At 43.6% G+C, this 12,871-nt stretch carries 10 protein-coding genes; 4 read left to right on the top strand and 6 right to left on the bottom strand.

Annotated elements, in window-relative coordinates; genetic code table 11:
• Position 1: 1 nt before the first annotated feature.
• From ACTJJQ_RS11735 to ACTJJQ_RS11725, 3 genes are all read right to left on the bottom strand, one after another.
• Positions 2 to 865 (bottom strand): 3-hydroxybutyryl-CoA dehydrogenase, encoded by an 864-nt coding sequence (locus ACTJJQ_RS11735; protein WP_007497692.1) that lies wholly within the window; start codon positions 863 to 865, stop codon positions 2 to 4.
• 19 nt (positions 866 to 884) lie between these two features.
• Complete coding sequence (locus tag ACTJJQ_RS11730) at positions 885 to 2,060, bottom strand: acetyl-CoA C-acetyltransferase (RefSeq protein ID WP_440600220.1); 1,176 nt, start codon at positions 2,058 to 2,060, stop codon at positions 885 to 887.
• Between the two features lie 103 nt (positions 2,061 to 2,163).
• On the bottom strand, positions 2,164 to 4,275 hold the full coding sequence (locus ACTJJQ_RS11725; protein WP_024718768.1) for a (Fe-S)-binding protein: 2,112 nt from the start codon (positions 4,273 to 4,275) through the stop codon (positions 2,164 to 2,166).
• 143 nt (positions 4,276 to 4,418) lie between these two features.
• On the opposite strand from ACTJJQ_RS11725, the gene cls (ACTJJQ_RS11720) reads away from it, so the two are divergent.
• The 3 genes from cls (ACTJJQ_RS11720) to ACTJJQ_RS11710 all read left to right on the top strand — a co-directional run bounded on the left by cls (ACTJJQ_RS11720) (position 4,419) and on the right by ACTJJQ_RS11710 (position 6,918).
• Complete coding sequence (gene cls, locus ACTJJQ_RS11720) at positions 4,419 to 5,615, top strand: cardiolipin synthase (protein ID WP_213407051.1); 1,197 nt, start codon at positions 4,419 to 4,421, stop codon at positions 5,613 to 5,615.
• Positions 5,616 to 5,627: 12 nt separating this feature from the next.
• Positions 5,628 to 6,590 carry a UV DNA damage repair endonuclease UvsE gene (gene uvsE / locus ACTJJQ_RS11715; RefSeq protein WP_268372537.1) on the top strand — a complete coding sequence of 321 codons (963 nt, stop codon included), beginning with the start codon at positions 5,628 to 5,630 and terminating at the stop codon, positions 6,588 to 6,590.
• Between the two features lie 73 nt (positions 6,591 to 6,663).
• A complete protein-coding gene (locus tag ACTJJQ_RS11710) occupies positions 6,664 to 6,918 on the top strand; it encodes a hypothetical protein (protein ID WP_008343494.1) in 255 nt (84 codons plus the stop codon).
• 32 nt (positions 6,919 to 6,950) lie between these two features.
• On the opposite strand, the gene ACTJJQ_RS11705 is transcribed toward ACTJJQ_RS11710, so the two are convergent.
• From ACTJJQ_RS11705 to cls (ACTJJQ_RS11695), 3 genes are all read right to left on the bottom strand, one after another.
• Positions 6,951 to 7,949: a S66 family peptidase gene (locus ACTJJQ_RS11705; protein WP_440600219.1), complete on the bottom strand. Its 999-nt coding sequence runs from the start codon at positions 7,947 to 7,949 to the stop codon at positions 6,951 to 6,953.
• A 209-nt stretch (positions 7,950 to 8,158) separates the two neighbouring features.
• Complete coding sequence (locus ACTJJQ_RS11700; RefSeq protein WP_041091393.1) at positions 8,159 to 9,874, bottom strand: ABC transporter ATP-binding protein; 1,716 nt, start codon at positions 9,872 to 9,874, stop codon at positions 8,159 to 8,161.
• A gap of 105 nt (positions 9,875 to 9,979) precedes the next feature.
• Complete coding sequence (gene cls / locus ACTJJQ_RS11695; protein WP_025208143.1) at positions 9,980 to 11,482, bottom strand: cardiolipin synthase; 1,503 nt, start codon at positions 11,480 to 11,482, stop codon at positions 9,980 to 9,982.
• A gap of 150 nt (positions 11,483 to 11,632) precedes the next feature.
• Between cls (ACTJJQ_RS11695) and ACTJJQ_RS11690 the strand changes: the two genes are divergently transcribed.
• Complete coding sequence (locus tag ACTJJQ_RS11690; RefSeq protein ID WP_274660503.1) at positions 11,633 to 12,601, top strand: S66 family peptidase; 969 nt, start codon at positions 11,633 to 11,635, stop codon at positions 12,599 to 12,601.
• Positions 12,602 to 12,871: the final 270 nt, after the last annotated feature.

Genomic DNA, 12,871 nt, shown 5'->3' with positions numbered 1-12,871 from the left:
CCTATGAGTGGTCGTGGTAAGTGTAAAAACCTCTCTTTGTCTTTTTTCCCAGCCAGCCTGCGTTCACGTATTTTTTCAAAAGAGGACAAGGTCGATATTTGCTATCTCCAAGACCCTCGTGAAGGGTATTCATAATAAATAAACAAGTATCGAGCCCGATGAGGTCGGCGAGACGAAGCGGGCCCATTGGATGGTTCATTCCAAGCGTCATGATGCCGTCAATACTTTCTACATCTGCCACGCCTTCATAAAGGGTGTAAATGGCTTCATTGATCATCGGCATCAAAATACGGTTTGACACAAACCCAGGGAAGTCTTCCACTTCAATTGGCGTTTTGTCTAATGTCTTTGCGGTGTCAAAAACAAATTGGTACGTGGCATCATCCGTTTGTAGCGCACGGATTACTTCCACAAGTTTCATCACGGGAACTGGATTCATAAAATGCATGCCAATCACTTTCTCAGGCCGTTTCGTCACGGCTGCTAATTCTGTGATCGACAAGGAAGACGTATTTGTCGCAAATATCGTGTCATCAGGTGCAAATTGATCGAGGGTTTCAAAGATTTGTTTTTTGATCTTCATTTGTTCAGATGCGGCTTCAATCACTAAATGCGTCTGCTGTACATCCTTTAAATCTGTTGAAACAGCCAGTCGCTGTGTAATATCACGGACTGCCTGATGTGCCAGCTTTCCTTTTTCTGCTCGTTTCGTCAATTGTTTGGTCATAGAGGAAATGGCTCGATGAATCTGCTCCTCTTCCGTATCATGGAGCAGGACGGTATAACCTGACTGTGCAAATACTTGGGCAATACCCGAGCCCATTTGCCCAGCCCCAACGACCATGACGGTCTCTTCTATACTCATGACAATGAACGCCTCCCTTTTAATCCACCTTGATCATGATCGCATCACCTTGACCCCCGCCGCTGCAAATTGCCGCAATGCCGATCCCGCCGCCTCTTTGTCTGAGTGCATGGATCAAGGTCAATATAATACGTGTTCCGCTTGCTCCAATCGGGTGACCAATCGCGACTGCCCCTCCGTTCACATTCATTTTCCGCCGATCCAGTCCAAGAATTTTTTCGCATGCCAATGCAACCGCTGAAAAAGCCTCATTGATTTCGAACAAATCGATATCCTCTACTCGCTTCCCTGTTTTCTTTAACACTTTTTCGATGGCATAGGCTGGTGTTTTCGGAAAGTCCTTTGCCTCTACTGCTACTTGCGCATGCCCAAGCACAACTGCCATAGGTTTTTCACCTTGCTGCATGGCGTATGTGTCTTTCATTAATAGAAGCGCACTTGCACCATCATTGACACCCGGTGCATTGCCAGCGGTGATCGTACCTGCCTGATCGAAAACAGGCATCAGTTTTGACAAACGTTCATATGACGTATCACGCCGCGGGGCTTCATCTTCTGAAATCAGCTGATCTCCTTTTTTATTCTTGACAGTAACGGGGATGATCTCATTTTTAAAAAAGCCATTTTTTTGCGCCTCAACGGCTCGTTCATGACTTCTTAACGCCCAAAGGTCTTGTTCTTCTCGTGTAATGCCAAGCTCTTTCGCCGCCATGCTTCCATACTCACCCATATGAACACCTGTAAACGAACAGGTTAATCCATCTAAAATCATGGCATCTTGTACTGCACCATCTCCCATTTTGTAACCCCATCGTGCTTTTTTCAGAAGATAAGGAGCATGGGACATGGATTCCATGCCGCCTGCCACGATCACCTTAGCATCTCCCGCTCGAATGATTTGATCGGCTGTCGTGACACTGCGCATTCCTGAAGCACAGACTTTGTTGATGGTTTGCGTCGGAACCGACCAAGGAAGATCTGCATGTCTAGCTGCCTGTCTTGAAGGAATTTGACCTTGTCCTCCTTGAAGGACACTGCCCATGATGACTTCATCCACTTCATGAACATTTGAGGCTCTTTCCAGCGCAGCTTTTATCGTCATCCCGCCTAATTCTGCAGCAGTCAAACGACTTAAAGTTCCACCTAGTTTTCCAAATGGTGTTCTCGCCCCAGATACAATGACCGTCGTGCTCATTTCTTTCCCCTCCTATTTGTTACCGCTTACATAAATGCTAGACAGTTCATAAAATATCGGTGTCCACTGGCCGATGGACAGTCGATCCATCGGCCTGACACCTTTATGAAGCCTGCGTTCTCGTTTCGCCAAACACTGATTTTTCAAGAAGTTCTGCGACATCAAATGTGCCGACCTGCTCTTCTACTTCCTTCGCTTTCGTCCCATCCCCAAGCATGGTTAAACAATATGGGCACCCTGAGCTGATGATGGACGGCTGTACCTGTAAGGCCTGCTCCGTCCTCGCTGTGTTAATTCGAGTACCTGTCTCTTCTTCCATCCACATTAAGCCGCCGCCGGCACCACAGCACATCCCCGATTCACGATTCCGTTCCATTTCTTTCAGTGTCACACCAGGAATGGCTTTTAAAATATCTCTTGGCGGATCATAGACCTCGTTATATCTGCCTAGGTAGCAAGAATCGTGGAAAGTAATGACCTCATTCACTTCATGAATAGGTGTTAATTTCCCCTCTTTTACTAGCTCTGCCAGTAATTCTGTATGATGATACACCTCTGCCTCAAGTCCAAAGTCTGGGTATTCGTTTTTAAATAAATTGTAAGCATGCGGATCGATCGTGACGATTTTGGTTACGTCATTTTTTTGGAATTCTTCGATGTTTTTTGCAGCAAGCTCTTGGAACAAAAATTCATTCCCAAGTCTTCTCGGTGTATCACCTGAGTTTTTCTCTTTATTGCCTAGGATGGCAAAAGAAACCCCTGCTTCATTGAGCAGTTTTGCAAAGGCAAGAGCAATCTTTTGGCTTCTATTGTCATATGCACCCATCGATCCAACCCAGAATAAATAGTCGAAGGTCTGATCTGCTTTTTTCAGTTCTTTCACTGTCGGTACGTGCACATCTTCTCTTAGATCACGCCAGTTTTCTCTTTCTTTTCGGTTCAATCCCCATGGGTTCCCTTGGCGCTCGATGCTTGTCATCGCACGCTGTGCATCTGCGTCCATTTTTCCTTCAGTCAGCACTAAGTATCTGCGCATATCAATGATTTTGTCGACGTGTTCGTTCATGACAGGACACTGATCTTCACAGTTTCGGCAGGTCGTGCATGCCCAGATTTCTTCTTCTGTAATGACCTCACCAATGAGAGAAGGATGATACATTGCGCTCGCCGCAGATTCTTCCGCTCCAGCTCCCCTTGCCTGTAATGCCAGTTGATTTCCTGTCGTCTGTTTGAAAGCAAGCTGCGGAACCCACGGTGTCTTTGAAGTAATGGCAGCCCCTTTATTTGTTAAATGATCTCTTAATCGTAAAATTAAATCCATTGGAGACAGCATTTTCCCCGTCCCTGTCGCCGGACACATATTCGTACAGCGCCCACATTCCACACAAGCGTAAAGATCAATCAGCTGAGATTGACGGAAGTCTTCAATTTTCCCAACGCCGAACGTTTCTTGTGTCTCATCTTCAAAATCAATTTTTTGCAGTTTGCCTGGCGGGTCCAATCTGCTGACAAATACGTTGACCGGACCAGCGATGAGATGGGCATGCTTAGACTGCGGGACGTACACTAAGAACGTCAGTAAAATGAGAAGATGCACCCACCATGCGACATAGAACACAATTGTTGCCGCAAGTGGTGAAAGCCAGCCCAGCAAGAAAGCAATGCCGGAAGCAATTGGCTCAGTTGCTGATAGTGAGTGCCCATGCCAAATGATGTTCATTCCGTTTCCCAGTAATACAGTCAGCATCAATCCGCCAATAAACAAAAGGACAAGCCCTGACTTAAAGCCCCTTTTTAAACGGACTAACTTCTCGACATATCTTCTATGGAATGCCCAAACCACCGCCACTAAAATGAGAAGTGTGACTACCTCTTGGAAGAACGTAAAGACACCGTAAAGCGGACCTAATGGTAGCCCGCTGTCTGGAACAAGTCCCTTCATAATAAAATCAAGGGCTCCGAACTGCACTAAAATAAATCCATAGAAAAACAGCACATGAATGATGCCGCTCTTCTTGTCCTTCAGCAGTTTCTTTTGCCCAAACACATTCACCCAAACACGTTCTAAGCGTTTTTTCATGTCTTTCTGAAATTCTTCTTTTTTGCCAAGACGAATATACGCGGCTCGTGTTCGAATGAGATAAATAAACAAATACACAGCGTAAGCGGTCACTGCCGCAAATGCAATCAAGTTAACAATTAAAAGGCTATTCATCTTGCTCCCCCTTTCATTCCCCAAGACCCACTTTGTTCCGTTTCCATGTTGTACCTCTATCATAAATAATGAATGAGTATTCAGTCAATATTTTTTGCCCATTTGGGTACACTATCGTCATATGTAAAAAAGGAGGAACCTTCATGATCGCATGGATCATTCTACTCGTCGTCTTCGTCATTGTTCTACTCGTCAGGCTAGATCTTTATATAGGGAGAAAATATTTTTCTACCCATGCTTTTGAACGGTCTTTTGACCAAACAAGCGGCGATGCAGTTTTTTATCATGATGGCGAACCACTGTTTGATCAGCTGCTTACGGATATACAGCAAGCCTCTTCTTCTATTCATATGATGTTCTTTATTGTAAAGAACGACAAGATTGGGCAAAGGATTCTGCAAGCACTTAAAGCGAAAGCAGAGCAAGGTGTTTCGGTTTTTTTGCTCACTGATCGGTTAGGCTCCTATCCATTTGATCAAACATCCATTCAGATGCTCGAGAAAAGTGGCATTCAATTTTACTTTTTAAACAAACCACGTTTTCCTTTTTTCATTTATCGCTTGAACATGAGAAATCACCGGAAGATCACGGTGATCGATGGGAAGGTCGGCTACATTGGCGGGTTTAATATCGGCGATGAATATGTAGGGAAAAACGGCAGGTTTGGCATTTGGAAAGACTATCACCTGCGCATGACAGGACAGGTTGTCGCAGACCTCCAGCACGTGTTTCTGAATGATTTGTACCGGTCATCTGGTATTCACCAGCTGCAATACGAGGTTTTTCCTACACTGGAACCGGGAACATTACAGTGCACTACACGTGCGACGGCAGGTTTTTCTTTAGAAGCCTTATTTCTTCACGATATTCAACAGGCGAAAAAGCAAATCACCATCTGCACGCCCTATTTTATTCCATCTGCTCCTCTTCTAAGCGCCCTTCTTGACGCACGGAAGCGAGGCGTGACTGTCGACATCATCATCCCAATGAAGGCAGATCACCCGCTTGTGAAAGAAGCTGGATTTCATTATTTGAAAGATCTGATTGCTGCTGGATGTCTTGTGTATCGTTTTTATAAAGGGTTTTATCATGCGAAAGCCATTCTCATCGATCATAGCCGTTGTATGATCAGTACAGCGAACTTTGATAAACGAAGTTTGTTTTTCAACGAAGAAGTGGATGTGGCCATTGATGATTCCACCTTCACCGCACATGTAGAGGAAAAGATTCGTGAACACATGGAAGTGTCAGAACTGATGACTGAAGAAAAATACAAACAACGCCCACTTCTCACGCGTCCAATTGAGTGGATAGGCGCCCTGTTCTCGTATTTTTTATAAAGGAGTTGACCTATGCGTTATCGATTTGGTTATGTATCCAACGCCGTCACTTTATGGGAAGCTTCACCTGCCAAGTCGCTGACCTTTGCAAGATACAGTAAGCTCTCAAAGGAAGAGAGGACAGAGGCTCTATTACGAACGACGAAAGCCAACCTCGTCAATACATTAAGAACGCTTTATTTTGCGATTGCCCATGATATTCCGCTTTACCGTTTTTCAAGCTCGATTGTCCCGCTCGCCACCCATCCTGAGGTGCGGTGGGACTTTGTGACACCCTTTCGCAAAGAATTTCTAGAGATTGGTCAACTCGTAAAGCGGCACGGATTACGAGTGAGCTTTCACCCCAATCAATTTACTTTGTTCACAAGTCCAAAGCCATCCATTACAGAAAATGCCGTCATCGATATGACCTATCATTATGAAATGCTTGAGGCCATGAAGCTTGAAAAGGAAGGCTATATGAACATTCATGTCGGAGGTGCATATGGCGACAAGGCATCTGCTTTACAGCGTTTTGATGAAAATATAAAGCAGCTTCCTGCACATATCAAGGCGAGAATGACGCTTGAAAATGATGACAAAACCTATACGTCATTAGAAACGCTTGATGTTTGTGAAAAGCATGGCATCCCGTTTGTATTTGATTACCACCATCACATTGCAAACAAAGATGATGATGCGGCACTTGATGACATTTTGCCAAGAGTGTTTGACACGTGGGCAAATACTGGCATACCGCCTAAAATCCACTTATCCTCACCAAAATCAGAAAAGGCGATACGAAGCCATGCGGATGGAGTGGAGATGTCCTTTGTATTGCCACTTTTTCAAGCTTTAAAGCCGTATGGTCGTGATGTGGATTTTATGATTGAGGCAAAGAAAAAGGATCAGGCCTTGCTCCGTCTTGTTGAGGAGCTGTCAGCGATCAGAGGCAATCGGCGGACGGGCGGGGGCACCATTGAGTGGAAATCGTAGAGAAAGGTTTACCTCTATCACAACGGGGGTAACAAAGCTATTGTGAGAAAGTATTTAACAGGAGGATATGAAGATGTCACAAATCTATTCAATCCGAATTGCTGCGAAAGCATTGAATTTACATAAGCTTATTTCTCTATACGAAAAGTGCCAACACGCTCAGCATCGTTTATATGTATATTCTAAAAAAACAATGTGCAACATTAAGAACATCGTAGAGCTAGAAACCTTTAGGCTTACTCATTTAGAATCAGACTATTTAATCGTGGTAGAAGGAAAAGAGGCACAAGACCTTCTTCAACCATTTGAAAAAGAGAATGCTTCATAAAGAAAGGCAGCCTTAGGGCTGCTCTCTTTTTCTTATATCCATGCTTCTGTCAGCCAAACCTCACCTGACGATGCATTCATTTTTACCTGTGTACCGATTGGCATCGTGAGCATCGGGTGCGTATGAGCACAGTCAAATTCCGCAATGAGCGGCCTCTTTGTATCTCCCAGTACTTCAAGTAAAAGATCGTGCGGCCTTTTGCCCGTTCCTTCATCATCAAACAGCTCATGTTTCCCTAAGAGGATACCAGATACACGTTCAAACACACCATTTATCTTTAACAGAGAGAAGTTCTTTTCGACGATGGAGGCGGTTTTCATACAATCTTCAATGAGAAGAATATCGCCCTTTTGGATTTGAGGCATGAATTCACTTCCCCATATGCCATACATGGCATTTAGGTTCCCGCCGATCAGTCTGCCTTCTGCCTGCCCTTCAATGACGCACATCCAATCGTTTGGACGTTTTTCTTTTTCTCGTATTTTCTCTTCCCAGTTGATCCGTTCTTCCGTCCAGAAGGGCGGTTTTTTCACCTGATATGGGATGGGCTGCGGATGAATGAGAATATCCTCGAAAGATTGATATGTATGATTGACAAATGGTTCAAACTCTCCAAAAGACGGCACAAGTGCAGGTCCGTAAAAAACAGGAAGACCCGTTTTTTCATAAGCCGCTAAAAGAATCGCCGTCGCATCTGAATAACCAATCATGATTTTCGGATGCTTCTTCAGCAGCTCAAAATCGAGATAAGGCAGCAAACTATTCGAGTTCGTCCCTCCAATCATCGACATGATACAGGACAAATCTGCTCTCGCCATCAGCTCATTCAGCTCAGCTGCTCGTTCTTGAATCGTTCCCGAACGATAGTGATCCTCTTTCCCTGTTAATGATCCTGGTACCACAATGAATCCTTTTTGTTCAAGCCATTCCTTCGCCCGCTCATACCTAAGAGGCGAGGTAGCAGATGCTGGACTTGAGGGAGAATAAATACCTATTTTATCGCCCTTCTGTAAACGCCGAAGCCCCTTCATTCCATCAGATCCTTCCTACACGAGTTTTTACTATCCTAGCAAAAAAAGCCCTTTTTCAAAAGGGCTAAGATTTAAAAATAAAGTACACTTCAATTTAACAGCTTAAACAGGCCAAATATGATGACAGTAAAACTGATGGCCAGCGTTGCAAATATCTCAATATGAAAAAGAGCCCAGCTTAATAGCTGGACTCATTCAATCACTTCTCTTCAATGACCAAACTGCGCTTCGTGCAGTCTGCTGTATACACCGCCCATTTGAATTAAATCTTGGTGACGGCCTTGTTCTTCAATGCCTTCCTCTGTCACGACGATGATTCGGTCTGCATGTTTAATTGTCGCAAGGCGGTGAGCAATGACGAGTGTCGTCCGGCCGACTGCCAGTTCGCTTAGTGCGTCTTGGATCGCTTTTTCTGTTTCTGTATCAAGTGCTGACGTCGCTTCATCCAAAATAAGAATAGACGGGTTTTTCAAAAACATCCGTGCAATTGACAGGCGTTGCTTTTGACCGCCGGATAGCTTAACGCCGCGTTCACCAATGACCGTATTCAACCCTTCTGGAAAACGCTGAACGAGCTCCTCTAAATGAGCACGTCGCACCGCCTCCCAAATGTCTGCATCACTCGCTTCTAGGTTGCCGTACGCAATGTTTTCACGAATGGTGCCTGAGAATAAAAAGACATCCTGCTGCACAATGCCAATCTGCTGTCTTAAAGAGGACAAGGTCATCGATTTTGTGCTCACACCATCAATGGTGATGTCTCCTTCGTCCACATCATAAAAACGAGGCAGCAGACTACAAATGGTCGATTTCCCCGCTCCTGATGGCCCGACAAACGCAACAGTTTCCCCTTGTTTGATCTTTAAGTTGATATCCTTCAATACATGACTGTGCTCATCGTAGCCAAATGTCACGTTTCGATACTCAATTTCACCTTTCAATCCGTAAATATCACGTGCTCCTTCTGTATCCTTCACATCTGGCTCTGTTTCAAGCAAATCAACATAGCTTTTAAAACCGGCAATGCCTTTTGGATACATTTCAATCACCGTGTTGATCTTATCAATTGGTCTGAATAACACATTTGTGATCAAGACAAAGGCAATAAATCCGCCTGCCGTTAATTGACCTTGAAGGACAAACCATGTACCTGCCAGAAGGACAAACAGCGTCACAAGCCTTGTGAGAATATAGCTGATTGATCCGTTAACTGACATAATTTTATAGGAAAGAAGTTTCGCTTTTCGAAAGCGGTTGTTATTTTCAGCAAAGCGCTTTTTCTCGAAATGTTCGTTCGCAAAGGCTTGAACAAGACGAATACCGCCAATATTGTTTTCAACCCTTGCATGAAAGTCTCCAATGTCATTGTTCAGCTGTGTAATCGCCTGTGTCATTTTTTTATTAAAATGAAGGGCTAACCAGATGATGACTGGCATAATCAAGAAGGTTAAAATGGCAAGCTGCCAATTAATCATGAGCATGACGGCAAAGGCGCCAAGAATGGTCATAATCGCAATAAACAAATCCTCAGGTCCGTGATGAGCCACCTCACCAATGTACATGAGGTCATTTGTCATCCGTGACATGAGTTTGCCTGTTTTGTTGTTATCGAAAAATTTGAAGGACAGACGCTGAAAATGATCAAACAGCTTCTTCCTCATATCTGTTTCAATATTGATGCCAAGCATGTGCCCCCAATACGACACAATAAATTGCATCACTGAGCTGAGTGCGTAAATGACAAACAGCGCAAGTGCGGTCCAGGCAATGACCGTCCAGTTCCCTGTTGGTAATAATGTATCAATGAAGTAGTTCACGATCAGCGGGAAACCTAGTTCCATGAGTCCGACGGCCACAGCACAAAAGAAATCTAAAAAGAACAGACCACGATAGGGCCTGTAATAGGCAAAAAAGCGTTTTAGCATATGTAAAAGAACCTCACTTCCTCTATAATTGATAATCATTTTCAATTATAGAGGAATCATTATCGAATTACTAGATCAGGAAATGATTTCTTTCCCTGGAAGCCCTCACAATACACCTGAAAACAATCGCGCAAACGATTCCTTTAAACGTTCCTTTAAGCCCCTTTTATAAAAATGAACCGGCCCCATTTGCTCACATTCTTTCATATCTTCCTCATAATGAGCCATCAATTGCTCGATCGGTTTCTTTGCCGCTGTAAAGACATTGACCTCAAAATTGAGTTGGAAGCTTCTCATATCAACATTGGCCGTTCCGACAGAGGCAAGCTCTCCATCTGCAATCATGACCTTTTGATGCATGAATCCTTTTTGATAGTGATACACCTTGATGCCCTCTTTCAAAAGTTCAGAAAAATAAGATCGTGTGGCGTATTGCGTGAGAAATCCATCATTAATCTCAGGCACCATCACACGCACATCCACCCCTCTTGTCGCCGCAATTTTTAACGCTGTGCGAATGGATTCATTTGGGACAAAATAAGGCGTCGCAATCCAAACAAATTGCTGTGCATTCGAAATGAGTGCGTCATATAAATCACTCATACTTTCCTTCATATCAGGTCCAGTCGGCACGACCTGAATGACATCTTCTCCTGTCACAGGATGCGGGGTGTGATACTTCGGATCATCAATTAACACTTCATCTGATACATACTCCCAGTCCAGCATAAATATGGAGTGAAGTGTCTGAACGGCTTCACCCTTTAACATCGTATGCGTGTCACGCCAAAAGCCGATGTTTTCATCGCGTCCTACATATTCCTTCCCGACATTGAGCCCGCCAACAAATCCTGTTTCTCCATCAATAATCACGATTTTTCGGTGATTTCGGAAATTGAATTTTTGATTAAAGAATCCGTATTTTAATGGTAGAAAAGGAGCGACCTTTATTCCCGCCTGCTTCAATCGTTTAATATCTTTTCGTGAGAAGCGAATGCTGCCAGCCGCATCATAGATGAATCGAACCTCTACTCCTTCTTTCACTTTTTCAATCAGGATCTCCATCATCCGGTGTCCGAGGAAATCAGATTTGAACATGTAATATTCTATATGGATGAACGTTTTTGCCTTTTTTAATTCTTCAAAAATACGTGGAAAGGTTTCCTCTCCATTCTTTAAAATCTCCATATCACTATTTGTATTTACATGCATCCCTGTCGCTTTTTCTGTGTAATGAAAAAAAGCACGCTGATTATCGGTTAAACGCGTCTCATCCGGCTTACTCTCAAGCTCTGATATTCTGCGTAATTTTTCTCGGTTATACATTCTCTTTGATTTAAACAAATGTCCTTTGACATAAAGCTGCCCCGAGAACAAATAAAACATATAGCCGATGATCGGGAAAAAGATCAGTACATACATCCATAACAGCGTGTGCTGTGATGTCCGGTTCTCTAGCATAAGCGAAATAATACTAAATAAAATGATGGCGATGTAACTAGCTGCGTAAAGCTGAAAACCCCACGCCGGCACTGGCCACCAAAACACCACATATGCCCCAAATATCATGAAATATAAAAATAGAAATTCCAGTCTCCTCTTTTTCACATTCTCCGCCTCATTCTGTCTTTTTCTTTTCCATACCCTTTGCACAGCTCGTCTGAAACGCACGGTCTGCTGCTTTCTTTTAGCTTTTACAGACTGGAGCGTTTTGATCCGATATAATGGAAAATATGTGAAGGAAAGGATGAATGATTTATGCGTACACCATCTGCTTTAAAAAAGGGAAGCCACATTCGGGTAATTGCTCCAAGTCGAAGTGCCAGCATTTTATCAAAAGAAGGAATGGCTCAGGCGAAAAAACGTTTAGAGGCATTAGGGTTCACTGTTTCTTTTGGACAACACGTGTTTGAATGTGATCTGCATTCCTCTTCTTCTATTGAACACCGTTTATCTGATCTACATGAGGCATTCTCAAATGATGAAGTCGACGGCATTTTGACAGCAATCGGCGGCTTTAACTGCAATGAGCTTTTGCCTTATATAGATTATGATTTGATTCGTCAGCACCCAAAAGTTCTTTGCGGCTACAGTGATATTACCGCACTTGCAAACGCCATTACCGCCAAATGTGACATGGTGACGTACTCAGGCCCTCATTTCTCCAGTTTCCAAATGGAACAAGGACAAGAGGAGCAGACAGCCATGTTTCAAGCGTGCGTGATGAGTAGCGAGCCATTTGATTTCACCCCTTCTACAAAGTGGAGTGATGATGCGTGGTATCTTGATCAAGTAAATAGGCAGTTTCATCCGACAACATGGGGGATTTATCAGGAAGGAACAGCTGAAGGCACCTTGTATGGCGGAAATCTTTGTACACTGAACTTACTGCAAGGGACACCCTTTATGCCTCGCATCAAGGATGCCATCTTATTTGTAGAAGATGATGACTTGGTCTTTCCTGAAACATTCGCCAGAGACCTTGCCTCGCTCTTGCAGCATGCCGAATCCATTAAAGGGTTAATCATCGGACGTTTTCAAAAGAAATCCAAAATGACAGAGGAACATTTGAGGTTCATCCTAGATAAGCACCCAATGCTTCAACACATTCCAGTGATTTACGATGTCGATATCGGACATACACAGCCGGTCTTCACCTTGCCGATTGGCGGGAGTTCCGAGCTCTCCTGCGACGGCGGACAAATCCAATGGCGTGTTCATGCATAAATAAAAACCTAAAAAGCACCCTCATATGCGGGTGCTTTTTCTATGCCATCATTTCTTTTTAAAATTTTTTTTAAAAAAGTGATCCAACCCTTCATCCCCTTCGTTAAGTAGATGTAAAAAGAAAAGAGAGGAGGCAAAAACATGTTCTCTGATGTACTTAGCCAATTATTCGATTCTATCTCTAACATTATCAATACACTTGGATAATCCCATTAACGCACACATACTACATGCTTGCCGAAGGGAGGATACAAACTATGTTTTCTGATG

The organism is Bacillus sp. 22483 (genome assembly GCF_052044605.1).
In the GTDB taxonomy this organism is placed as follows: domain Bacteria; phylum Bacillota; class Bacilli; order Bacillales; family Bacillaceae; genus Bacillus; species Bacillus altitudinis.
The sequence above is the reverse complement of the archived record's forward strand: the minus strand, read 5'-3'. Positions and strand labels throughout refer to the sequence as shown.